This is a genomic window from Limnobacter sp. SAORIC-580 (genome assembly GCF_013004065.1).
GTDB classification, from domain to species: Bacteria; Pseudomonadota; Gammaproteobacteria; order Burkholderiales; family Burkholderiaceae_B; genus Limnobacter; species Limnobacter profundi.
This window is the reverse complement of the sequence record NZ_CP053084.1, coordinates 623,714-647,825: the sequence shown is the minus strand read 5'-3', so window position 1 is coordinate 647,825 and position 24,112 is coordinate 623,714. Positions and strand designations below refer to the sequence as shown.

Genomic DNA, 24,112 nt, shown 5'->3' with positions numbered 1-24,112 from the left:
ACCGGGCAATTGATTCGCCATGCTTAAATTTCTGAAAACATTGTTGCTGGTTCTCGCCTTGTCTTTGGGCAAGACCAGTTTTGCTGCCGATTTTGACCACAGCTACACCGCGTGGAACAGCCTGCTGGCCAAGCATGTGAAGTGGTTACCCGACAACAAGCAAACCGCCGTGGATTACGCCGGCTTTCAAAAAGACCGGCAGGCATTGAAAACAGTGTTGAATGATTGGTCTTCGGTTAGTCAAGCCGATTTCAATGGCTTTTCGAAAAACCAGCAAATGGCATTTTTAATCAATGCCTACAACGGTTTCACCATCGAATTGATTTTGACGAAATATCCAAAAATCAAATCCATCAAGGAAATTGGTGGCGTGTTCAGCAGCCCCTGGAAACAGGAATTTTTTACCCTGTTGGGTGAAAAACGCCATCTCGACTGGATTGAACACGAGCAACTACGCCCCAAATACAAAGAGCCACGAGTTCACGCCGCAGTAAACTGTGCCAGCATTGGTTGCCCTGCCTTGCGCAACGAAGCATTTACCGCCACAAAACTGAATGCCCAGCTGGACGACGGCATGCGCCGCTTTTTAAGTGACCCGAGTCGCAATCGGGTCAAGAACGGCGAGTTGCAGGTTAGTCCAATTTTCAAATGGTTTGCTGAAGACTTTGAAAAGGGCCACCAGGGTTTCAAAGAAGTGAAGGATGTATTTGCAAAATGGGCAAAAGACATGGGCCCCACGCCAGAAATAGTCGATAGAATCGCATCCAAATCATTGCCAGTTGCGTATACAGAGTACGACTGGTCGCTCAACGACATCCAACGCTAATCCTGGTTCGCCTTTTCATGCCTCATCCAAAAACGCTGCTGCTGTTTAACTACGACTGGGACGCCCAGGGCGCGGACCGGCTTCGTGCCCAGTGGCCCAGTGTGGTTTCAGGCTTTGATTTGTTCACTTTCCCGAGCAACGCGCGCCTGGCCTGGTTTGACACAGAACGTTTTGTGGCCAAAGCGGCCGTTTTAGCCAAACTGCATGGCGCCAAGGCCGTTGCGTCCAGCCACGAACAATTTGGCGCACTGTGCGCTGCCTTGCTGGCCGAAAAAATGGGCTGGCCCGGCACGCCCGTGAATGCCATTCTGGCTTGCCAGCACAAATTGCATGCCCGCGAGGTACTGGAACAAGTTGCACCCGAGGCGAACCTGCCTTTTGCGCGTTTAAATGCGGCCTATGGCGGCCCAGTGCCAAAAGGCATCGAATACCCGCAATTTGTGAAACCCGTGAAGGCCGCATTCTCGGTGCTGTCACGACAAGTTAAAAGTGCCCAGGAACTTCACGACCACACACGCTTTGGCCCCTGGGAACTGTGGGTGATCAAGCACCTGGTGGAACCTTTCGAGCGAATTTCAAAAAAACGCCTTCCTGAAGCAGGCACTGCACACAGCATGATGCTGGAAGCCCCCATGCGCGGGCGGCAATACAACCTGGATGGTTACGTGTGGCAGGGCGAGGTTCGGCCACTGGGCGTGGTTGACGAGGTCATGTACCCGAACACCGATGCGTTCATGCGCTTTGAATACCCCAGCAAGTTGCACACTGATGTACAAGCCCGCGCAGCCGATGTGGCCAGGCGCTTTCTGAATGCGGTCGGTTTTGATCACGGCCTGTTCAACATGGAATTTTTCCATGACGAAGCCACCGGCAAAATCACCGTGATTGAATTCAATCCACGCATGGCCTCGCAGTTTTCCGACTTGTACTTGCGCGTCGACGGCATTGACCTGCATGAAATTGCATTTGCGCTGGCTCATGGCATAGACCCAGCCACGCTGGCACGCCAGGCGCCCACAGCAGGTGCCACCGCCAGCTTTGTGTACCGTTCATTCGACCAAAAGGCTGCAGTGCAGTTTCCCAGCTTTGTGCAAAAGGCCGCTTTCCGAAAAGCTTTCCCCGATGCCTTGCTGTTTGAATACCCCAAAGACGCCAAAGAATTACACCGGGATTTCAAATGGCTGCGAAGTTACCGCTATGGAATTGTCCACTTGGGAGGCGAAAACCCACGTGATCTTCGTGACCGCTGCGAACAGGCCAGTGCGCTGCTGGGTTGGCCAGCCCCCTACCTTGAAGACCCGGCAGGAACTGTTTTCAGCGAAACTGGTCAGTTCATCGACTTGATTCAACCACGCACAGGAGAAGTATTTTGATCATCACACGCACCCAAAAACTATGGATTGCTGCCAGCCTGGTGCTCGGTCTAAGTGGATGTAGCGCCATGACCGCCCAGAACCCTGCCAGCGAACTGACACCTGTCAACGCCGCAGAAATGGAAGGCGCAGACCGCCTGATGCTGTTTGGCGCAGACGTGGTGGCCTACATTACCCAGAATGCCTATGTACAAGGCACCCCAGAATTCAAAAGTACCTACCAAGAAGTGGACTTCCACTTCTCTAGCGCCGAGCACAAGGCTCTTTTCGACGCCGAACCCACCCAATACATTCCCCAATATGGCGGTTACTGCGCCAACGGCATCATGTTTGGCATTCCTTGGGGCGGTAACGCAAGCGACTTCCGCGTGGTGAATGGCAAAACCTATATTTTTGGGGGCACAGTGTCGCAAGCAGCCTTCGAACTTGAAATGGAGAAAAACATTGCCTTGGCCGATGATTACTGGGAGCAAGAGGTGAAAGGTAACAACAGCTTCATTCAACGCGCCAAGCGCTTGGTGATTCGCGTGCCACATTACAAAACAGGAGAAGAACAGGCTGCTGAAGTTCAGGCCGCAGGAAAGCTGGGCAGCTAACGATTAAAAATTAAATGTTAAAAAAACAGCCGCACAAACATTTTACGGTTAAAACATAAATTGTTTGTGCGATTATCAAATTCCGAGTTTTTTCAATCGTTCTATACAACGAGGTACTCATGAAAAGTTCAGCAATCTCCATTTCACGTCGTCTCTTCTCTGTGGCAGCCATTGCGCTGGCCGCTGGCTTTTCGGTGTCTGCGCACGCAGAACAGGTCTTGAGAGTCACCACCATTCCTGAAGAGGCGGCAACCGAGCAAATCCGCAAATTCGAACCACTGGCCGCTTATTTGTCCAAAGCTGTGGGCATGAAAGTCGAATTCACACCAGTAAGCGACTACCCAGCCGCGGTTGAAGCCTTGGTGAACAAGAAAGTGGACCTCGTCTGGTTTGGCGGCTTTACCCATGTACAGGCCAACTTGCGTTCCAACGGCAAGGTTATTCCGATTGCGCAACGCGTAGAAGACACCAAGTTTCAGTCTGTGTTTATTGCCAAAACCGATTCAGGCATCAAAACCCTGCAAGACATGAAAGGCAAACAAGTTTCATTTGGCTCACAGAGCAGCACCTCCGGCCACTTGATGCCACGCAGCTTCCTGCTTGATGCAGGCCTGGAGCCAGAAAAGGCGTTCAAGCGTGTGGCGTATTCTGGTGCACACGATGCCACCATCGCATCAGTGGTTAGCGGCAAAGTAGATGCCGCCGCACTCGACATCACCGTGTGGAAAAAGTTTGTGAACGAAAACAAGGTAGACACCAAAGCTGTAGACGTGTTCTATACCACCCCTCCCTACTTCAACTACAACTGGACGGTGCATCAGGACATGCCTGCAGACCTTCGCAAGAAGATTCAAAAGGCCCTGTTTGACCTGGACCCGGCAGTGCCTGAGCATGCTGAAATCCTGAAGTTGAACCGTGCCACACGGTATGTTGACACCAAGCCTGAAAACTACAAAGGTTTGGAAAGCGCCGCTCGCAGCGCTGGCTTGTTATAATCAATGTGTAGAAGGGGGCCCGCACTTGGGCCCTCGCAGTAATATGGGGACCGCAGCGCAGTGAAGCTTCAAATTCAGGACATCGATGCCTGCCATCCCTCCGCCCCTTCCAGCAGCGTACCGGCGATCAAAAAAATGTCGCTGCAAGTTGGCAGTGGAGAACAAATCGCCCTGATCGGCCCGTCGGGCGCAGGCAAAACCACGCTGCTTCAGGTGCTGTCATGCACCCTGAAACCCTTGCATGGCAAAGTTGCCTTAAACGATCAAAGCCCTTGGGCTTTAAGCAAGCGCAATTTGCAAAAACTGCGTGGCCAGTTGATTGTTGCACCCCAGGTGCCACCGCTGCCACCAAGGCAGCGTGTGATTACCTCGGTGTTGGCCGGGCGTTTGCCGGCCATGAACCTGGCACAAAGCATCAAATCACTGTTTTACCCGGTTGACATCCCGGCTGCGCACCAAGCGCTGAGCAAGCTTGACTTGCCCGAGAAAATTTTTGAACGCGTTGACAGGCTTTCCGGTGGTGAACGCCAGCGTGTTGGCCTGGCCCGCTTGTTCGTATCCCCTGCCAAACTCTGGCTGGTGGACGAACCCTTGTCAGCACTTGACCCCACGCGGGCCAGGCTGGCCATGTCGGCACTCACCGAAACAGCACGCGAAAACGGCATTACCTTGGTGTGCACCTTGCACCAGGTAGACATGGCTTTGGCATTTTTTAACCGGATTGTGGGCCTGCGCCACGGTCAAATCGAGTTTGACCTGCCCACCGAGCAAGTAACTCCTGCCATGTTGAAATCCCTGTACTCCCAATACGAGCACGAACTTCTGGGCCAACAAGACCGTGAATTGATCGAGAAACAATTCGAGCGTGTAACGCCGGCAGTTGTGGTCAACAATTGCCGATGAACAGCCTGCACTTGCCAGTACACAATCCGCGTTTTGACGTGCCGGCACGCGACCCGGCGTGGCATCAACGGCTGTTCTGGATCATCTTTACGTTTCTGCTGCTGTGGCCCCTGACAGAGGCCACGGAATTTCGACCTTCGGTTTTGTTTGAAGCCGAGAACATGAAAATCAGCGCCGAGTTCATTGGCAGCTTTTTTCCACCTGTACTAGAACCCGATTTGCTCGCCCGAATTCTGCGCGAAACCTGGAAAACCGTTGCCATTGCAACGGCCGGCATGGTGCTGGCCCTGATCATTGCTTTCCCGCTCACCATTTTGTCCACCCGGGTTTTGTCGGTGTCCGCCATCTCGGGAAAAATGGGTGCCTTGCCCTTTGCCATTCGGCAGGCCATTCGCTGGACACTGATTGTTCTTCGCAGCATTCCCGAACTGGTTTGGGCACTGGTGTTTGTTCGCGTGGTGGGTCTTGGCCCCACCGCAGGCGTATTGGCCATTGCGCTTACCTACGGTGGCATGCTGGGCAAGGTGTATGGTGAAATTCTGGAAAGTGGTGAAACAACGCCAACAGAGACATTGCTGAGAAACGGCACCGGGCGCTTACAGGCATTCTTCTACGGCCTGCTGCCCCAGAACGTGATGGAGCTGACCTCCTATACCGTGTACCGCTGGGAGTGTGCCATTCGATCCTCGGTTGTACTGGGCTTTGTGGGTGCTGGCGGCCTGGGTCAGGAACTCGACAACTCCATGAAAATGTTCAATGGGGGTGAAGTGTCGACCATGCTGATTGTGTTTATTCTGCTGGTGGCTTTGGCCGATGCGGTCAGCGCGTTTTTCCGGAAACGACTGGTATGAGCAATTTGCAAAATACCGCCTGCCCCACCAAGGCACCACCAGTGATGAAAGGCGGCACAGCCGCTTTGCTGCTGGGCATGCTTACCCTGATCATTGCCAGTTTCTGGACACTGAACCTGAAATGGGGTGAATTTTTATCCATGGAAGCGTTTCGATCCATGGGTCGATTCATCGCCGAATTTTTCCCGATGGACACGCAGTCCGCTTTTCTGACCAAAGTTGGCTGGGGCACACTTGAAACATTGGCCATGTCGCTGTTGGGTACCGCACTGGCTGCAGTGGCTGGCCTTGCTTTGGCCATACCCGCAAGCAAGCTGCACAGCAATGACAAAAGCCGCATGCGCACACCCACGCGTTGGGTGCTGAATGCCTTGCGCTCAATTCCCGAGTTGGTGTGGGCCGCGCTGCTGCTGATTTCTGCGGGCCTGGGTCCTTTTGCAGGCACGCTGGCGCTGGCCTTTCACACCACGGGTGTGCTGGGCAGGCTGTTTGCTGAATCGATTGAAAATGCACCACCCGAACCTGCGGACGCGTTGCGCACGCAGGGCATTGGCAACTTGAAAGTATTTTATTTCACCACCTTGCCGCAAGTACTGCCTCAACTGATGAGCTACACCCTGTACCGCTGGGAAAACAACATTCGCGCAGCTGCGGTGTTGGGCGTGGTAGGTGCCGGCGGTTTGGGGCAATTGTTGTCGTTCCACATGGGCTTGTTCCAGATGGGCAAAACCGCCACCATTCTGGCAGCCATGTTGCTCTTGGTCGCAATTGTGGACAGCATGAGCTACCACCTGCGCCGCACCTTGACCCGATGAATTCGTTCAACCCAAGAAAGCCATGAACCCAACACCGCAATTCATACAGATTTATCAAGGCCAGGCCGAGCACATTCGAGAAGAATTGCTCAGTGGCCTGCGTGCCAGCAAAGCACACACCTCGCCCAAATACCTGTACGACGAATTGGGCTCCAAACTGTTCGAAGCAATTACCTGCATACCCGAGTACTACCCCACCCGGACCGAAGCGCTGATTTTTGCCAGCCACGGGCATGACATGGCTAGGCAGGTGCCCAAGGGCTCGGTGTTCATCGACCTGGGAGCTGGCAATTGCGAGAAAGCGGCCAGACTTTTTAATGTATTCCACCCGGCACGTTATGTGGCCGTGGACATTTCCGTGGACTTTTTAAAAGGCTCACTGGAATGCCTGCAACGGCAATTTCCTGAACTGGAAATGGCGGGTGTGGGCCTCGATTTCTCCAGCGAACTGAACCTGCCCGCTGGTCTGGCCCTGAACCCCTCGCAACCGCGAATCATGTTTTACCCGGGTTCCAGCATTGGCAACTTCACACCCGAGGAAGCACTGCTGTTTTTAAAACAGGTGCATGCGGTATGTGCCACGGCCACAGGGGGTGGCCTGCTGATTGGGGTCGACCTGGTAAAAAGCAAATCTGTGCTTGAAGCCGCCTACGACGACGCCTTGGGCGTAACCGCTGCATTTAACCGCAACATGTTGCTGCACTTCAATACGCTGGCTGGCACCAACTTCCAACTGGAAGACTGGAAACACATAGGCCTGTACAACACCGAACTGAACCGCATTGAAATGCACCTGGAAGCACTGCGGGATGTTGTGGTGACCTGGGAAGGTGGTGAACGCCAGTTTGTGGAAGGCGAGCGAATTCACACTGAGAATTCATACAAGTGGACGCTGACCGGGTTTGAGGATTTGCTGAAACGCGCAGGTTTTGGTGCTTGCAAGGCTTACACCGATCCCGAACAGAAGTTTGCGGTGTTTTGGGCGCAGGCTTGAAAGCCGATTAAGCGATAACTTCAGCCAATTCACTGCAGATTCACGCGGCAGCAAGTCGCCACAAACTGGTCACTTCCTCCGACCGTGCATCAAACAGCGCATCACTGGCATCAAAGGCCTTGCCATGCTTGGGCTTTGCATCTGTGCGGCCCAGTACTTTCAAGCCCGCCAGCTCAATCCAGCCCAGCAACTCTTCCCGCGTGCGCAACTTTAAATGCTCGGCCAAATCCGACAAGATCAACCAACCTTCTCCGCCCACATTCAAATGCGCAGCCAGGCCAGCAAGGTAAGCTTTCAGCATGCCGCTGTTTTCATCGTAAATGGCACGTTCAATCGGTGAAGTCGGTTTGCCCGGCAACCAAGGCGGGTTGCACACAATCAGGTCGGCTTTGCTGTCGGGAAACAAGTCTGCCTGCACCACTTTCACCTGCTTGCCCATGCCCAAATTCTGGATATTGAATTGCGCACATTCCAGTGCGCGTGGGTCGTTGTCGGTGGCCACAATATTGCTCAACCAGCGCTGGGCCAGCACCGCTGCCAACACACCGGTGCCCGTACCCACATCCACCGCCGAACCGTTGACCTCACAGGCTTTGGGCAAAGGCGCTTTCAGCACCAAATCAACATACTCGCCGCGCACAGGCGAAAAAACCCCGTAGTACGGGTGAATGCGGTTGCTGGGCGGGTCGCCAAGAGCGGGTACATCCACGCCCTTCTTGCGCCATTCATGCGCACCCACCACGCCCATCATCTCGCGCAGCGAAGTCACAATCATCGGGCCATCCACTGGGGGCTCACCCCATGCTTCCGTGCAGGCTGCCAGCACATCGGGCGCACGGCGCAGTGGAATGCTGTAATCGGCGTTGAACGGGATCAGGATGGAACCCAGAATTCGCGCGCGTTGGGCTTGCGCCTGACGGTACAGGTGAAACTTTTGCGGATACTCCACATCGGCCTTGCCTGACTTGGCAGCTTTGCTTTTTTTGTGTTCCGCGTTTTTGTCTACCCGGCGCACCAAGGCCTGCATCAGTTGGCGGGCATTCTGAAAATCGCTTTGCCACAAAAACACATTGCCCTCACAGGCCAGGCGATAAGCCATGTCGGCAGTCAGTGTGTCGTCGGCCAACATCACTTTGCCCGGCACCGCCAAATTGCGCTCCGACTGCCAGCGCGCACTAAAGGTTTCATCGCCTTTGGTCCATTGGATTACAGGGTATTCGTGGGCTGAGTGCATGCGGGTTCTCGCGGTGAATAGCGGGTTGGATCGTGTAAACTTCTTCAGGGTCGCAGTGTACCACCTTGGGTGGTTCGCCCCCCAATTCACCCCTATCCAATGAAGTGGCTGTTGTCTTGATTAAACCGTCCGTCGTCATCGTAAGCCCCGCTCTTGCCGATTCAAATAACGGCAACTGGCAAACCGCCCGCCGCTGGCAATTGTTTTTATCCGGGCATTTTAATGTGCGCATTGTGAAGCATTGGGAAAACACGCCAGCCACACAACGCGACGTTGCAATGATCGCACTGCATGCGCGGCGTTCTGCCGACTCAATTGCGGCTTGGGCGCAAAGCCGCGGCAACCATGCACACGGAAGCCCCGGGCTAGTGTTGGCACTGACAGGCACCGACCTGTACCGCGACATTGAAACTGATGAAACCGCGCAAAAGTCGCTGGAGTTGGCGCGGCATTTGATCGTGCTGCAAGAAAAAGGCACCGAGAAACTTAGCGAGGACCTGCAAGAAAAAACATCGGTGATTTTTCAATCAACCACCTCACGCAAAACCTTGCCCAAACCCAAACGCCGATTGAAGGTGGTGATGGTGGGGCATTTGCGCGATGAAAAAATGCCGCAAACCCTGATGGAAGCAGCAGTGCTGCTGCGGGGCTACCCTGATATTTACATCGACCACATTGGTGGGCCCTTAGACCCTGAATTGGCCCAGGCTGCTGAAGAAACCATGCAGGCCTGCCCCAATTACCGCTGGCTGGGCAATCAGCCCCACGGTGCAACCCGAGCACGCATTCAACGCGCCCATGTACTGGTTCACGCCAGCAAAATGGAGGGGGGAGCACATGTGATCATGGAGGCCGTGTGCAGCGGCACCCCTGTGGTGGCCAGTTATATTGATGGGAATATCGGCATGCTGGGTGCTGCCTACCCGGGTTATTTCCCTTTGGGCAACTCGCATGCACTGGCCAATGTGCTAACCCAGTTGCAAGAAGACATTGTGAATCCGAAACCCTTGCCACCGGGTAAATCCAGTATGTACACCAAATTGAAAAGCCAATGCGCCGAGCGGGCCAAATTATTTGCCCCGGAAAACGAACAAAACCGGTTAATTGCACTCGTACAACGAGCAGTTCAAAACAACAACGAAGCCAACCCACAAGAAGTACAGCATGCAAACATCTGACCAACCCATCCTTCGTGACATTGTGCTGGTAGGCGGCGGCCACAGCCATGTGGGTGTGCTGCGCATGTTTGGCATGAAGCCTTGGCCCGGCGTGCGCCTTACCCTGATTTGTACCGATATCCACACCCCCTATTCCGGCATGCTGCCCGGCTACATTGCGGGCCACTACAGCTATGACGATGTGCACATTGACCTGGGCCGCCTGTGCGCCTTTGCAGGTGCACGCCTGTTCAAAGACGAAGTGGTGGGCATTGACCGAGCCAATCAAAAAGTAATTTGCAAGAATCGCCCGCCAGTGGCTTACGATGCGCTGTCCATCAACATTGGCAGCACACCGCAGGTGCAATTGGTGCCCGGCGCGTTGGAAAATGCAGTGCCCGTGAAACCGATTGCTCGATTCAATCAGCGCTGGGTTAACTTGCTGGACCGAGTAAAAACCCATGCCGGCAAAACCACCATCGCCGTGGTGGGTGGCGGTGCTGGTGGCGTTGAACTGGCGTTGGCCATGCAATTCCGCTTGCGCAATGAACTGAGCACCATGGGCCGCAACCCGGATGAGCTTGAATTTCACTTGTTCACCGCCGATGCGGATGTGTTGCCCACCCACAACCCCGGCGTGCGTGCTAGGTTCGAGAAAGTATTGAATGAACGTGGTGTGGTGCTTCACCGCGACGCGGAAGTGGTGCAACTGGATGGCCACACCCTGCAAACCAGGCAGGGCGAGCGCCTGCATGCCGACGAAATTATGTGGGTGACGCAGGCTGGTGGCGCGGCCTGGCTAAAGAACACCGACCTTGAACTCGATTCACGTGGCTTCATCAATGTGGGCCCCACCCTGCAAACCACACGTGACGCCAAAATTTTTGCAGCAGGCGACATTGCGAACTTGACCAGTACACCGCTTGAAAAAGCCGGTGTATTCGCTGTGCGCATGGGCAAACCCCTGACCAAGAATTTGCACCTGTTTGTACAGGGTGCCGACCTGCTGGAATACCGCCCCCAGAAAACCTGGTTGGCTTTGATCAGCACAGGCGACAAATACGCAGTGGCCTCCAAAGGTTCACTGGGCTTTGCAGGCGCTTGGGTGTGGCAGTGGAAAGACTGGATTGACCGTCGCTTCATGGCGAAATTCAGTGACTTTCCAGACATGGACCCCAACGCAAAACCAACTGCTGGCAACAGTACACCGAATTTGGCACTGACGCAGGAAGAAAGCCTGCAGGCCATTTCTGCGATTGCCATGCGCTGTGGCGGCTGCGGTGCCAAGGTTGGCTCCACAGTTTTATCTCGCGCACTCGGTAACCTAAAACCGGTGGATCGCGAAGATGTATTGGTGGGGCTGCACGCCCCTGACGATGCGGCGATCGTGAAAGTGCCACCCGGCAAAGCCATGGTGCACACAGTCGACTTCTTCCGGGCCTTTGTGGACGACCCCTATATATTCGGGAAGGTTGCTGCCAACCACGCTCTGGGCGATGTGTTTGCAATGGGCGGCGAGGCGCAATCAGCCACGGCCGTGGTCACTGTGCCGCCGGGGCTTGAATCGAAAGTAGAGGAACTGCTGTTTCAAATGATGAGCGGTGCAGTGGAAGTACTGAATGAAGCAGGCTGCGCATTGGTGGGTGGCCACACCGGAGAAGGCCGCGAGTTGGCTTTGGGTTTTGCCATCAATGGTTTGGTGGATGAAAACCTGGACGGCGTGATGATCAAGGGTGGCATGCGCCCTGGCGATGCAATTTTGCTGACCAAACCAATTGGCACCGGCACCCTGTTCGCCGCCCTGCCGCAGTTGAAAACCAAAGGCCGCTGGATTGATGCTGCGCTGGAATCGATGGTGAAAAGCAACCGATTGGGCGCACAATGCCTGCGTGAATATGGATCAAAGGCCTGCACTGACCTGACCGGTTTCGGGCTGTTGGGCCACTTGGTGGAAATGACCCGCCCTTCCGAGGTGGATGCCGAACTTGATTTAAGCGCCTTGCCCCTGCTGGACGGTGCGCTTGACATGGTCAGCGCAGGAATTGTGAGCTCTCTGCAACCCGCGAACGTGCGCTTGCGCCGAGCCATTCGAAATCAGGCTGAGTATGTGAATGACCCGCGCTACCCACTGATTTTCGATCCGCAAACCGCAGGTGGTTTGCTGGCCACAGTGCCTGGCGAGCAAGCCGAGGCCTGTGTGGCTGCATTGAAGAAACTGGGCTATGAACACACCGCCATTATTGGCCGCATACTGCCGCAAGGCGAAGCCATTGAGCCGATTGTATTGAAGGGTTGAGGAAGTACCAAATGCCACAGGCTGTTCAACAACACTGGAAGAAAACAACACTGCTGCTGCTTGCGGCCGTGTTGCTTTTGGTGTGGCTGAGTGCGGATGTGTCGCTGCAGGACATGCTGGCTGCGCAGCGCGAATTGGCCATGCACTTTATGGACAACCCAACGCTGGTCACCTTGATTTACTTCGCTGTGTTTGTGCTGCTCACAGCACTGTGCCTGCCGGGTGCAGGCGTATTGATGTTGGTGGGTGGGGGTTGCATGGGCTTTGGCCTGTGCATGGTGGTGTCAACCGCTGCCTCAGCTTTGGGTGCCTTGCTCACCATGCTGTTTGCGCGGCACTTCTTTCGATCCTCAGTTGAAAGCCGGTTTTCCAACAAGCTGAACGAGATTAACAAGGGGATCGAAAAAAACGAAGTAGCCTACCTGCTCAGTCTTCGCCTGGCACCCATCATTCCTTTTGTTGCATTCAATTTGCTGGCTGGCCTGACCCGAGTAAAGCCGTGGACATTTCTATGGACCAGTTTTCTGGGCATGCTGCCCGGCACCATGCTGTATGTGAATGCGGGCAATGAGCTGGCCAAGGTGAACCGGCTGGAAGAATTAATTTCACTGGAAGTGGTTATTTCTCTGGCCGCACTGGCTTTGGTGCCGTTCCTCATTCAGTGGGGAACTCGGCAATTTCAGCTGCGCAAGGCGGCTTGAACCCAACTGACTTGAGTTCCGATCTCTCGTCTGCCGGTTAACTGCCCGATCGGCTTGGGTTCCTACCTCTTGGCGGTTATTAATCGCCCACTCGGCTTGGGTTCCGATCTCTCGGCGCTTCTTAACCGCCCATTCGGCTTGGGTTCCGATCTCTCGCCAGAAAACCTGTTTCTCCCTTGCTGAGCCTCACGATGCCTGAGAACGACCCTCCTAAACTGCGGGTCGGGTCCGTTCTCTGTCGCCCATGCCGGGCAACACCGGCCCTGCTCGGCACGCAAGGGCAGGTTTTCTTGAAGACGAGGCGATCGAAACACCGCCGCCGATTGGGCAGCATGTCCATACGTGAACTGCGAAGTGGTACAGATTCGCCGGTGTCGATTGGCCTCTGAACACAGCCATGAGTCGCTCGGAGGTGGAGAGGCGCTGCACGGGAGTGCGGGGAGCTGAACTTGCAATGGGTCGCACGATGACCAGTCAGAAAACTTGCCGGCTTGGCGCGCCGAGACCAACGATCGCGCCATGGCGCGAAAGCCAAGACCCGACCGTTACTTTTGGAGGGCTTGGCTTAGTGCAGGCTCAAGCTGACAAGCCGAAATGCCAAGTTTTCGGGCAGCGGTGACCCTTCAAGTTTAGCTCCCAAGCCCACTAGTCCAGTGCAACACAAGTAAACCACGCCGAGTGAGCAGAAAACCTCAGCGGATGTCGAACAACTCCACATCAAACACCAAATCGGTATTACCCGGAATTGGACCTGCACCACGCGCGCCATATGCGGTATCAGATGGACAGAACACGATTGCCCGATCACCCACCACCATTTCGCACAAAGCCTGGGTCCAGGCTGGAATCACGCGGTTCAGCGGGAAAGAGATTTTCTCGTTGCGCTTAATTGAACTATCGAACACACGACCATCCAGAAAGGTGCCTTCATAGTGCACTTCCACGATTGAATTCGGTGTTGGCTTTTGTGTACCGGTGCCGCGCTTTTTGAAAGTCAGCTTCACGCCAGATGGCAGTACGAGTTCGTCGCCAGCGGCGGCGTTGTTGGTTGAATCAGTCACGGCATTACCCCAGGTAAGAATTAAGACAAGCGCTTATTCTAACCCGGGGTGTTCAGCCAGCCGTAAATTCAGCCTTGAAATCAATAGGTTTTGTAGGGCAGGAATTTGCCGCTCATATTGATGCTGACGCGGTCACCCATGGGGTTGGGCTCACGCTGCAAATCCATTTTGAAGTCGATGGCACTCATGATGCCGTCACCAAACTCTTCATGAATGAGTTCCTTGAACGTTGTGCCGTACACACTGATCAATTCATAAAAGCGATAAATCAAGGGGTCGGTAGGCACAGCGGTGGGCAGCGATCCCTTGTAAGGCACAACCTGCAGGCAATCAACCGCCTCGGGTGGCAAGGCCAAATACTCACCAATTTTCTTGGCTTGTTCTTCGGTCAGTGTCATCTGGCCCAACAACGCAGCTGTGCTCCATTCCTTGGACTGGCCCAGTACTTTGGCGCAGTCGTCCCAAGTGCATTTTTTCTTGCGCTTGGCCAATACAATCATCTCGGTTACGTCGGTTCGTTTCATGGTGCACTCCTTTGAATCAAATTTAGTGGGGGTGTTGTCTCGGTGCTAATTTTCGTGTTGCTCAAGGCCTTCAGGCCTGGGCGAACCACCGTGGGTTGTTGGTGTAGCTCAGCATTCAGCTTGTTGCTGTCTGGCTCTGTACTGGGTGCAGGTGCTGCGCGGTTCACCAGAAAATCAACCAGGTGGTTGCGAATGGCGTAGTACTGCGGATCATGGTGCACGGTGCTTCGGGTGCGTTCACGCGGCATGGTGTTTTCAACTATTTCAGCAATGCGCGCGCGCGGGCCGTGGCTCATCAGCATCACTTTGTCGGCCAGTAAAATAGCCTCATCCACATCGTGCGTAATCATGAACACGGTTTGCCCGGTGGCCTTCACAATTTGCAGCAACTCGTCTTGAATCGTGCCTCGGGTCAGCGCATCCAGCGCGCCAAAGGGCTCGTCCAGCAACAGCATTTGCGGTTGAATGGCAAACGCACGGGCAATGCCCACTCGCTGTTTCATGCCGCCAGAAAGTTCATGCGGCTTTTTGTTTGCGGCTTTACCCAAACCCACCATGTCCAGATACTTCATGGCGTGTTCACTGATTTCCTCCGGCGACTTTTCAGGCCAACGTGAACGCACACCAAACTCCACGTTTTTCAACGCTGTCATCCAGGGCATTAGCGCGTGGCTTTGAAACACCACACCACGGTCCAGCGAAGGGCCCACCACTTCCTTGCCATTCATGATCACATAGCCTTGCGTGGCTTCATCCAGCCCGGCCAGAATGTTCAGAATCGTGCTTTTGCCACAACCCGAATGGCCGATGATGCAAACAAACTCGCCTTTCTGAATGTCGAAGTTCACGGCCTCGAACACAGGTGGAACCGAGGTATCGGCAGGCGCATAGCTTTTCACCAAACCTTCCACTTGCAAGAAGGCGGCGGCTTTTTCATTGGGTATCAGGTCTTTGCTGAATATCTTGTGTTCAGTCGTCATGGTTGTTTACTCCTTGTAGCTGACCAGCTTGGCCATGCGAGCCAGCAGCGTATCGAGCAACATGCCGATCAAGCCGATGAACAAAATTGCGCTGATGATGTTGGCAATCGACAGGTTGTTCCATTCGTTCCACACGAAGTAACCAATGCCTGTACCGCCCACCAGCATTTCAGCCGCCACAATCACCAACCAGGCAATGCCAACGGAAATACGCATGCCCGTCATGATGGTGGGCGCCGCTGCCGGCAAAATCACCTGAAATGCTGTGCGCAGCGAACTCACCTCCAGCGTTTTGGCCACGTTCAACCAGTCGCGCCGAACCCCTGCCACGCCAAATGCGGTGTTCACCAACATGGGCCATATGGAGCAAATGAAAATCACGAAGATGGCTGAGGTGTCGCTGTCTTGAATCGTGTACAAGGCCAGCGGCATCCAGGCCAAAGGCGATACCGGCTTCAAAATTTGAATGAAGGGATCAAGCGCCTTGTACAACAAGGGCGACATGCCAATCACAAAGCCCAGTGGAATCGCCACCAAAGCGGCCAAACCAAAACCCACCAGCACGCGAAAAATGGAATAGCCCAATTGAATGCCGATGCCTTTGTCATTGGTGCCACGGTCGTAAAACGGATCACTGATGTGCCCCCACAACTTTTCACCCACATCGCCCGGGGTGGGCAATGGGGTTTTGCTGCCTGTGGATGCAGCCTGGCCCACCAGTGCTGCATATTCAGGATCTACATTCACCTCGGCTTGCTCGGGCAAGGTGGCAATGGTCCAAATGGCAATCAACACCACCAGGATCAAACCCGACAAAGCCCATGGGGCCCACTTTTGCTTCCTGAAGTCTTTCATGCCGCTTAACCCTTGGTTCTGGAAATTGCGAAGCTGTTGAGGTATTCCTCTGGCTTCTTGGGATCGAAGGGCTTGCCCATCACACTGAATTTTTTGTCGAGCGATGACGGTGGCTGCATGCCCACTTCTTTCATCAAGCGGGTTGCATCGGTGGCCAAAAATACATCTTTGGCAATTTTGTTGTAGTCCACATCGCCCTTGATTTGTCCCCAGCGTTTCATCTGGGTCAAAATCCAGATCGCAAAACTTTGGTAAGGGAATGGATCGAAGTCGATGCGCTGCGGGTCCTTCTTGATACCACCCAAGCCATCGGCATAGGTGCCGGTCAACACCTGTTCAACCACTGTCAGCGGCTGGTTCAAATAATTGGTGGGGGCAATGGCTGCTGCAATTTCCTTGCGGTTCTCGGCTTTGCGGGCGTAGGCCGTGGCATCCAGCACCGCCTTCAACAGGGCTTTGTAGCTGTTGGGGTTTTGAGTCACGAATTCTTTGCTGGCCGCAAATGCGCAGCAAGGGTGGCCCGACCAAATCTCTTTCGACAGAATGTGAATAAAGCCCACGCCGTCGTACACTGCACGCTGGTTCACTGGGTCGGGCGCCAGGAAACCATCAATGTTGTCTGCGCGCATATTGGCCACCATTTCGGGAGGTGGCACTGAACGAATTTGTACATCGCGATCGGGATCAAGGCCAGCCTCGGCAAGGTAGTAGCGCAACAGGTAGTTGTGCATGGAGTAGTCAAACGGCACTGCGAACTTGAAGCCTTTCCAGTCTTTCGGATTGCGTTTGTCTTTGTGCTTCATGGCCAAGGTAATGGCCTGACCATTGATGTTTTCAACTGCGGGCATGGTCCATGGAATGGCGTTCGAGCCTACACCCATAGAGATGGCCAAAGGCATGGGCGACAACATGTGCGCTGCATCGTATTCTTTGGCCAGCGACTTGTCGCGCACCACCGCCCAACCAGCTGTTTTCACCACTTCAACATCCAGACCTTGCTTGGCATAAAAACCCAATGGCTGCGCCATGATGATGGGTGTTGCACAAGTAATTGGAATGAAGCCAACCTTCAGCTTTTGCTTTTCCAAAGGGCCATTGCTTTGTGCAAATGCTTCTTTGGCCGCAGCCAAAGGAAACAAACTGCCGATGGCTGCCATGGCGGTGCCACTGCCCACAGCGCGCAGGAAATTGCGGCGTAACTGGTCGTTGGGAAACAGTGCATGCATGACCGCGTTTTCAACAGCACGCTCTTCCATTTGTTGCACGGCCAATTGTTGGTCGTGTTCAGCCTGGCTATTGTGTTGGCCGCAGGCGCAGCGCATGCCCAAGCGGGTATTGGGATCAAACGGGTTCTTGAAAAAAGACATGGTGAACTCCTATGCAGTGTTGCAACAATCAGGCTGTGGCGCGGTTCAATGCGGGGCGAAAATAATCAATGTCGTGTTGGTATTGCTGGTAGGCCTTGGTGTACTCCATCACACGGGCCACCTCAGCAATGAATTCTTCGTCGTAACCGGCGCGGCGCAGCAGGTGAAAACCCACTTCCATGCCGCTTGCGATGCCGCCACCTGTTACGATCCGGCCGGCATCCACCACCCTTGCACGGCTTACCTGGCAGGCTGGTGCTATTTCCGCCAAGCGGTCGATTGGGGTTTTTCCAAGGTGCGAAGCTTCCAGGCGATCGGGTTCTTTGCGGTTGGTGGCAGCCAAGCCATCGAGCAAACCCATGCGAGCGTAAATCCACGAGCCCGTGCACACGCTGGTTAGCAAACAAGTGTTGGGCAGCGTCCGAACGTAGCGGTGCAAGTTGCCATTGTTCATTTCCTGCCGGGTACCAAAACCACCCGGAATCAGAAATGCATCCATTGCAGGTGTGTCAGAAAACGAATAGTTGGGCAACACTGTGAAACCAGCCTGCGTGTGTACCGGCCGCATGCTCTCGGCAATCAGGAACACTTCCAGTTCAGGGTCGAAACGCTTGGCCACCGAGAACACGCCATAGGGCGCTGCGTAGTCCACCACCTCGGCTTCCTTGAACACATACACACCCAGTCTGAACCCTTGCATTCTGGCCATTGGCGCTTCTCCGGCAACACTGCATTAACAGGCTTTCAGTGTGCCGCGGGGGTTGAAGGCTGGGTATCACGCCATTTGTGATTGTGTTGTAGTGCTGGCCCTACAAGAAAATTACAAACCATGCAGCTTGGTGTAGTTCACCAGATCCACCAGGTTTTTCAGTTCGAGTTTTTCAAACACACGGGCGCGGTAAGTTGAAACCGTGTTGCCCGACAGGCACAAGGCCTGTGCAATGTGTTGAACTGTCTCGCCCTGCGCCATCAAACGCAGCACCTGCATTTCACGATTGGACAGTCGCTCGTGGGGCGGCCTGTCAGCTGGCTTGCGCAAATCGTTGGCCATCAGGTTGGCTGTAGCAGGGGTTAGGTACACTTGCCCGGCGCAGGCCATTTGAAGGGCCTGCGTCAACTCCTGGGGCGAGCAACCTTTGTTCAGGTACGCATTGGCACCACTGCGAATGGCACGCAAAGCAAACTGCGTTTCGGGGTACACCGACAACATCACCACGCCCAGTTTCGGAAATTCACTGCGCACGCTTTTCAGTACATCGAAACCATCGCGTTCGCCCAGTGCAACGTCGAGCAACACGGCATCAAAGCTGCCCTTGCGAAGTTTCTGCATAGCCTCTACACCGTCAGCCGCCTGCTCGCTTTGGTACTGCCCATCAAACTCATCCAGAATTTGAACCAGGCCACGCCGAATAATCATGTGGTCGTCCACAATCAAAATCTTCATAAGGCGAGTACCTCGGGCAGGCGCAGCTTGATGCACACGCCCTGCCCCAAAATTGAATCGATCGAGCAACGTGCGCCAATATCCCAAGCCCGTTCTTCGATACCCATTAACCCGAACCCGGCATTGAAAGTGCGCACTGCCATGCCACGGCCGTTGTCTTTCACCTGAAATACCACCGCCCGCCCTTCAGTGTGCACGCGCACCTCTACCTTGTTGGCGCCCGAGTGCTTGCTGACATTGTTCAGCGCTTCTTGCAAAATTCGGTACAAGGCAGTCTCGGTGGCTTTGCTCAGACGAACATGTTCAAGTGCCGGGGCAATGTCGAGTGAACTCACCACATTGGTGCGTTGGGAAAACTCACCCAGCAAATGCTCCACTGCCGCCCAAAGCCCAAGATGATCCAGCACACCCGGACGAAGATCAGAAAGTATTCGCCGCAAACTCTCCATGGCACCCTGTGCCAGGTCCAGCATGCTCTCAATTCTCAGGGTCAGTTTTTCATCGTTCGCACAGCGGTAGGAAAGCGCTTTCAACTCCAGATCGAACGCCGTCAACTTTGCGCCCAGGTCGTCGTGCATCTCACGCGCTATTCGGGTGCGCTCTTCTTCACGAACGGTGGTCAGGTGTGCAGAAAGCCTGCGCATTCGGTCGTGCGCTTTCTGTAATTGCGCGGTGCGTTCAACCACCCTGCGCTCCAGTTCAACCTGCGCAGCAGCACGAATATTTTGCGCTTCAACCCGCTCGGTGATGTCTGTGAATGTGACCACAGCGCCCACCACTGCTTGTTCTTCGAAAATCGGGTAAGAAGCGTACTCAGCATGAAAGCAGCTGCCATCCCTGCGCCACAACACTTCATTGTCAACACGGCAACCCTTGTTTTCCTGAAAGGCGCGAAAGATTTGGCACTGACACACCGGCATCAAATCGTTGTTCGCATAGGAGTGGTGCATCAGGTAATGCATGTTCCTGCCAAGCACTTCATCGGCCGAGTAACCCAACATTTCCGCGCCTGCCTTGTTGATGAAAACACAACGCCCTTTCAGGTCGATTCCATAGATGCCTTCACCCGTGGAGTCGAGCAACAATTCGAGTTGCCTTCGCCAGGCAGCATGATGAGAAAGTTTGGAAAGATGCTTGAACACGGCAGTGCACCTGAAGTTGAATCAACATCAAACTAGCAAGAGCAATGCCAATAAAATTCAAAAAGTTTTTGAAAATTTGCACGCGAGTGGTGCGAAAAAAAAACGACAAAATTTATTGAAATTTACACACAAACGGGTTGTTGATCATGTATTGATGAAAAAAGCTTTTCAGTTAATAAAATTTGATGTACACATAACTCACCACACCGTTTAAGGAAGGTTACACAACATGGTTACAACAGATCAAAAGCCAGTCGAAGCCGAGGCAAGCAAAGCAACCCCAGCTCCAAAAAAACCAGCAGCAAGAAAACCCGCTGCTAAAAAACCAGCCGCTGCAAAACCAGCAGCAGCGAAAAAACCAGCAGCAGCAAAACCCGCTGCCGCGAAAAAACCAGCTGCTGCTAAACCAGCCGCTGCAAAAAAACCAGCCGCCAAACCAGCTGCTGCAAAAAAGCCTGCCGCTGCTAAACCAGCTGCTGCCAAAAAACCAGCTGCCGCCAAGAAACCAGCTGCTGCAAAACCTGCAGCGAAAAAGCCAGCAACATCACGCGCCAAGGCAGCCACTGCCAGCGTAGCGAATGCTGCAGCCAAAGCAAAGAAAACTGTGGCCAAAGCAAAGCCAGCCGCCAAGGCCAAGGCCGCAGCAGCCAAGTCAGTGTTCAGCGCAACTGATCGCAAGAAATTGTTGAGCGATGTTCAGAAGCAGATCAAGGACCTTGAAAAACAAGTCAAGGGCATGGTCAAGTCAGTTCAAACTGACGTGATCGCCAAGATCAAAAAGCAACTGGGCATGAAGTAATCCAGAAATAGCAAAAATAATAAGACCGCTACACGACCTTTCGTATGAAAGGTCTTCTGTAGACTTGATTGAAACCCGTTGTGCGAGAGCACTGCGGGTTTTTTATTTTCCGAGTGGATTCATTTGCGGATCAAAATTGTCCAGACTGGGATATGAAACCCGCTGGCGTGAAGCCAGTGTGTTCACTGCAACATCGAGCTGCTCAAGCATTTCAACACGGGCTTCTTGTGTGATGTAAGGCACATGGTAGGCGGCAAAAGGTTCCAGCACATCAAAGCCGGCATAGCCCAAACTGCCGCGCAACACAGGGCGCAACATGGTATTCAAATCACCGTGAATGGCGTCATCGCCAAACATGTGTTCACGCCCACCCAGTGTGAAAGTAAGCCAGGCCTGTTTGCCCTTCATCAAACCACGGTCGTAAAAATTCCGGCCGCCATAAACCACGCCCGACAAAAATACCCGGTCAATCCAGCCCTTCAAAATTGCAGGCAAGGAAAACCAGTACAACGGAAAATTCAGCACTAGCAAGTCGCATTGCCTCAGCAACTCTAGTTCGGAGGCAATGTCGTCTGGCAAGGTATTGTTTTTCTGGGCATGCCGTTGTTCAAGGGCGTATACTAGGTAATCCGGATTGCTGCGTTCAGCGAAATCAGTGGCACTGGCCACTGGGTTGAATTGCTTGGCGTATAAATCTGACACGGTCACCGTGTGGCCCTGCTCTTCAAAACGGTTTTGCATGCGCTTCATCATTGCAGTGCAGAATGATTGGGGCTCGGGGTGTGCATGCACAATCAGAACGTTCATGGTGTCGGCTTCTTTTCAAGAAAATGATTAGCCATGCTACCAAAAGAAAAGGGGCCGCCAGTCAATTGGCAACCCCTTTTCAGCGCCAACCACTGGGCTTTTAAATGACGCCGTAAGCCAGCATGGCATCCGCCACCTTCACAAAGCCACCCACATTGGCACCCTTGAGATAATCAATGTGACCGTCTTCTTCCGCGCCATACTTCACGCATCGCTTGTGAATATCGCTCATGATGGTTCGCAGGCGCTGATTCAGTTCATCGCGTGACCAGGACAAGCGCATGCTGTTCTGGGTCATCTCCAAACCTGATACTGCAACACCCCCGGCATTGGCGGCCTTGGATGGCGCAAACAAAATACGCGCCTTCTGGAACGCATCAATTGCCCCTTTTTCAGAAGGCATGTTCGCACCTTCAGACACGCCCATGCAACCATTCTTGATCAACATGGCAGCTTCTTCGGCATTGATTTCATTTTGCGTCGCACACGGAAAAGCAAGATCGCAGGGTATGTGCCACGGGCGTTTGTCAGCAACAAACTCTGCATTCGGATACTGGTTCAGGTACTCGCTGATGCGGGCCCGTTTCACTTCTTTCAGTTCTTTGATGTGCGCCAGCTTCTCCATCGTAATGCCGTCTTTGTCGTGAAGTGTTCCGGATGAATCGGACATGGTGATCACTTTGCCGCCCAGCGCCAGAATTTTCTCGACTGCATATTGCGCCACATTGCCAGAGCCACTGACTGAACACACCTTGCCCTCAAACTTCAAACCTTTGTGGCTCAACATGTCTTCCATGAAATAGACCACACCGTAGCCAGTTGCCTCTACTCGAATTTCACTGCCGCCAAAGGCCAAGCCCTTGCCGGTGAGCACACCAGTGAATTCATTACGGATTCTTTTGTATTGGCCAAACATGTAAGAAATCTCCCGCCCCCCAACACCAATGTCGCCGGCTGGCACATCGGTGAAGGGACCAATGTGGCGGGAAAGTTCGGTCATGAAGGCCTGGCAAAAACGCATGATCTCGCGATCGCTTTTGCCTTTGGGATTGAAGTCTGAGCCACCCTTGCCGCCACCCATGGGCAAACCAGTCAGGCTGTTCTTGAAAGTTTGTTCAAAAGCGAGGAATTTCAAAATGCTTTGGGTCACGTTGTCGTGAAACCGAATACCCCCTTTGTAAGGGCCAATCGCATTGCTGTGTTGAACCCGGTAGCCACGTTGCGTGCGCACATTGCCCTGATCGTCTTCCCAACACACCCGGAAACTGACAATTCGATCGGGCTCGGTAAGTCGCTGCAAAATTTGAGCAGCCTCGTACTTCGGATTTTTTGCAACGAAAGGAATGATGTGTTGCGCAACTTCATGCACTGCCTGGTGAAACTCTGGTTCGCCGGGATTTCTGCGAATCAGTCCATTCATGAACTCTTCTAATTCTGGCGAGCTGCTCATCTCTTATTCTCCTTTGGAAGAACGACGTTGGACTGCGTGTAAGCAGTTTACCGAATCGATTGAAATTGAGCACTCTGGATTTCTGTGGATATCCCCAAAAAGTGGGCACAACCTAGGGGATAGCATGTGGACAAGTAGTCCAAGCTATTCAAAACATGAGGAATTAGATGGCCTGACTAATTATTGTGCAAGCTCGGTTCTGGCATGCTGTGTTTTTGAATCTGGGTGTGGCGGTAAATGATCGAAGCCTCCATCCGGTTCTTGGCTTTCAGGCGTTCCAGAATGTCTTTCACATGCCCCTTCACAGTTTCCACACTGATCTTCAGCAGCACGGCAATTTCCTTGTTGCTATGCCCGGCCCCAATCAATTCAAGCACCTCAACCTGTTTGTGGGTGAGCGCTTTTGACAAAGTCGGCATTTGCAGCAATTCAATATTGGCTTGGCTCAAGCCCACTCGAATCAGGTCGATCATCTTTGCAAAGGGTGTGAATTTTGAAAATGCAATAAACCGTTCAAGCTGATGACGCTTTAACTGCCCCATCACTTTCTCGTCGTTTGCAGTAATCAGCACCGGAATTTCAGGGAACAGCGTTTCAAACAGACCAATAAAAGTCTCGGCTTGGACATCGCGCAAATGAAAGTCTGTGATGATCAATGCGGGAAACTCTTCCACAGCATGTCGTGCAGCTTCCTTCAAGGTAGAAAACTGGCGAATGCGGGCATGGGGTGCCACATCCTTCACCATTTCGACCAAGCCGAAACTGACGATTGGATGATCATCAATTACAAACACCACTTGCCGTTCCAGGCCTTCCAGTTTTTTAACCACCGCGCTTCTCACAGAAACAATTCACCATGATTTAACTTTAATTGACGAAGCCACCCATCCGTGCCGGAAATAAACTCGGTAAATCGATTCAAATCGGTGTTTCAATCTGTGG

24 protein-coding genes are annotated in these 24,112 nt (G+C 53.5%); 12 read left to right on the top strand and 12 right to left on the bottom strand.

Translation table 11 applies throughout. The annotated features are described in order from the left end of the window. Positions 1 to 19 precede the first annotated feature (19 nt). From HKT17_RS03040 to egtD, 8 genes are all read left to right on the top strand, one after another. Complete coding sequence (locus tag HKT17_RS03040) at positions 20 to 826, top strand: DUF547 domain-containing protein (RefSeq protein WP_171097734.1); 807 nt, start codon at positions 20 to 22, stop codon at positions 824 to 826. Positions 827 to 843: 17 nt separating this feature from the next. Continuing rightward, positions 844 to 2,199: an ATP-grasp domain-containing protein gene (locus tag HKT17_RS03035; RefSeq protein ID WP_171097732.1), complete on the top strand. Its 1,356-nt coding sequence runs from the start codon at positions 844 to 846 to the stop codon at positions 2,197 to 2,199. Then, positions 2,196 to 2,795 (top strand): YHS domain-containing (seleno)protein, encoded by a 600-nt coding sequence (locus HKT17_RS03030; protein ID WP_171097730.1) that lies wholly within the window; start codon positions 2,196 to 2,198, stop codon positions 2,793 to 2,795. Before HKT17_RS03035 ends, HKT17_RS03030 begins: the two co-directional genes overlap by 4 nt. A gap of 119 nt (positions 2,796 to 2,914) precedes the next feature. Next, positions 2,915 to 3,790 carry a putative selenate ABC transporter substrate-binding protein gene (locus HKT17_RS03025; protein WP_171097728.1) on the top strand — a complete coding sequence of 292 codons (876 nt, stop codon included), beginning with the start codon at positions 2,915 to 2,917 and terminating at the stop codon, positions 3,788 to 3,790. Between the two features lie 60 nt (positions 3,791 to 3,850). Beyond that, complete coding sequence (locus HKT17_RS03020; protein WP_171097726.1) at positions 3,851 to 4,693, top strand: phosphonate ABC transporter ATP-binding protein; 843 nt, start codon at positions 3,851 to 3,853, stop codon at positions 4,691 to 4,693. Further along, positions 4,690 to 5,544, top strand: a complete 855-nt coding sequence (locus HKT17_RS03015) for a PhnE/PtxC family ABC transporter permease (protein WP_171097724.1) — start codon at positions 4,690 to 4,692, stop codon at positions 5,542 to 5,544. The genes HKT17_RS03020 and HKT17_RS03015 overlap by 4 nt, the downstream gene beginning before the upstream one ends. Next, a complete protein-coding gene (gene phnE, locus HKT17_RS03010) occupies positions 5,541 to 6,359 on the top strand; it encodes a phosphonate ABC transporter, permease protein PhnE (RefSeq protein WP_171097722.1) in 819 nt (272 codons plus the stop codon). Before HKT17_RS03015 ends, phnE begins: the two co-directional genes overlap by 4 nt. A gap of 22 nt (positions 6,360 to 6,381) precedes the next feature. Continuing rightward, the gene (gene egtD / locus HKT17_RS03005; protein ID WP_171097720.1) at positions 6,382 to 7,353 is read left to right on the top strand and encodes an L-histidine N(alpha)-methyltransferase; all 972 of its coding nucleotides are present in this window, start codon (positions 6,382 to 6,384) and stop codon (positions 7,351 to 7,353) included. A 40-nt stretch (positions 7,354 to 7,393) separates the two neighbouring features. On the opposite strand, the gene HKT17_RS03000 is transcribed toward egtD, so the two are convergent. Beyond that, positions 7,394 to 8,587 carry a methyltransferase gene (locus HKT17_RS03000; protein WP_171097718.1) on the bottom strand — a complete coding sequence of 398 codons (1,194 nt, stop codon included), beginning with the start codon at positions 8,585 to 8,587 and terminating at the stop codon, positions 7,394 to 7,396. Between the two features lie 116 nt (positions 8,588 to 8,703). Between HKT17_RS03000 and senB the strand changes: the two genes are divergently transcribed. Genes senB through HKT17_RS02985 form a run of 3 tightly spaced genes read left to right on the top strand, consistent with a single transcriptional unit; the run spans position 8,704 to position 12,741 of the window. Next, positions 8,704 to 9,765, top strand: coding sequence for a selenoneine biosynthesis selenosugar synthase SenB (senB, locus tag HKT17_RS02995; protein ID WP_240965887.1), 1,062 nt, complete (start codon positions 8,704 to 8,706; stop codon positions 9,763 to 9,765). Beyond that, on the top strand, positions 9,752 to 12,040 hold the full coding sequence (gene selD, locus HKT17_RS02990) for a selenide, water dikinase SelD (protein ID WP_171097716.1): 2,289 nt from the start codon (positions 9,752 to 9,754) through the stop codon (positions 12,038 to 12,040). Before senB ends, selD begins: the two co-directional genes overlap by 14 nt. An 11-nt stretch (positions 12,041 to 12,051) precedes the next feature. Continuing rightward, positions 12,052 to 12,741 carry a TVP38/TMEM64 family protein gene (locus HKT17_RS02985; RefSeq protein ID WP_171097714.1) on the top strand — a complete coding sequence of 230 codons (690 nt, stop codon included), beginning with the start codon at positions 12,052 to 12,054 and terminating at the stop codon, positions 12,739 to 12,741. Between the two features lie 692 nt (positions 12,742 to 13,433). On the opposite strand, the gene HKT17_RS02980 is transcribed toward HKT17_RS02985, so the two are convergent. The 8 genes from HKT17_RS02980 to HKT17_RS02945 form a co-directional block, all read right to left on the bottom strand. Continuing rightward, on the bottom strand, positions 13,434 to 13,802 hold the full coding sequence (locus HKT17_RS02980) for an FKBP-type peptidyl-prolyl cis-trans isomerase (RefSeq protein WP_008250135.1): 369 nt from the start codon (positions 13,800 to 13,802) through the stop codon (positions 13,434 to 13,436). Between the two features lie 80 nt (positions 13,803 to 13,882). Further along, a complete protein-coding gene (gene cynS / locus HKT17_RS02975; protein ID WP_008250133.1) occupies positions 13,883 to 14,326 on the bottom strand; it encodes a cyanase in 444 nt (147 codons plus the stop codon). After that, entirely contained in the window at positions 14,323 to 15,306 is a 984-nt protein-coding gene (locus HKT17_RS02970) for an ABC transporter ATP-binding protein (protein WP_171097712.1), read from the bottom strand. Before HKT17_RS02970 ends, cynS begins: the two co-directional genes overlap by 4 nt. A 6-nt stretch (positions 15,307 to 15,312) precedes the next feature. Then, positions 15,313 to 16,161, bottom strand: coding sequence for a nitrate ABC transporter permease (gene ntrB / locus HKT17_RS02965; protein ID WP_205882483.1), 849 nt, complete (start codon positions 16,159 to 16,161; stop codon positions 15,313 to 15,315). A 5-nt stretch (positions 16,162 to 16,166) separates the two neighbouring features. After that, positions 16,167 to 17,528 carry a CmpA/NrtA family ABC transporter substrate-binding protein gene (locus HKT17_RS02960; RefSeq protein WP_171097709.1) on the bottom strand — a complete coding sequence of 454 codons (1,362 nt, stop codon included), beginning with the start codon at positions 17,526 to 17,528 and terminating at the stop codon, positions 16,167 to 16,169. A gap of 28 nt (positions 17,529 to 17,556) precedes the next feature. Further along, positions 17,557 to 18,237: a DJ-1/PfpI family protein gene (locus tag HKT17_RS02955; protein ID WP_171097707.1), complete on the bottom strand. Its 681-nt coding sequence runs from the start codon at positions 18,235 to 18,237 to the stop codon at positions 17,557 to 17,559. Positions 18,238 to 18,348: 111 nt separating this feature from the next. Then, positions 18,349 to 18,972 carry a response regulator gene (locus HKT17_RS02950; RefSeq protein WP_171097705.1) on the bottom strand — a complete coding sequence of 208 codons (624 nt, stop codon included), beginning with the start codon at positions 18,970 to 18,972 and terminating at the stop codon, positions 18,349 to 18,351. Further along, on the bottom strand, positions 18,969 to 20,114 hold the full coding sequence (locus HKT17_RS02945) for a sensor histidine kinase (protein ID WP_171097703.1): 1,146 nt from the start codon (positions 20,112 to 20,114) through the stop codon (positions 18,969 to 18,971). Before HKT17_RS02945 ends, HKT17_RS02950 begins: the two co-directional genes overlap by 4 nt. A gap of 229 nt (positions 20,115 to 20,343) precedes the next feature. On the opposite strand from HKT17_RS02945, the gene HKT17_RS02940 reads away from it, so the two are divergent. Then, positions 20,344 to 20,913 carry a hypothetical protein gene (locus tag HKT17_RS02940; protein ID WP_205882482.1) on the top strand — a complete coding sequence of 190 codons (570 nt, stop codon included), beginning with the start codon at positions 20,344 to 20,346 and terminating at the stop codon, positions 20,911 to 20,913. A gap of 102 nt (positions 20,914 to 21,015) precedes the next feature. Here HKT17_RS02940 and HKT17_RS02935 read toward each other — a convergent pair whose 3' ends face one another. From HKT17_RS02935 to HKT17_RS02925, 3 genes are all read right to left on the bottom strand, one after another. Further along, positions 21,016 to 21,720, bottom strand: coding sequence for an NAD(P)H-dependent oxidoreductase (locus tag HKT17_RS02935; RefSeq protein WP_171097701.1), 705 nt, complete (start codon positions 21,718 to 21,720; stop codon positions 21,016 to 21,018). 100 nt (positions 21,721 to 21,820) lie between these two features. Continuing rightward, a complete protein-coding gene (gene gdhA, locus HKT17_RS02930; protein WP_171097699.1) occupies positions 21,821 to 23,170 on the bottom strand; it encodes an NADP-specific glutamate dehydrogenase in 1,350 nt (449 codons plus the stop codon). A 176-nt stretch (positions 23,171 to 23,346) separates the two neighbouring features. Next, a complete protein-coding gene (locus tag HKT17_RS02925; RefSeq protein WP_171097697.1) occupies positions 23,347 to 24,012 on the bottom strand; it encodes a response regulator transcription factor in 666 nt (221 codons plus the stop codon). Positions 24,013 to 24,112 lie beyond the last annotated feature (100 nt).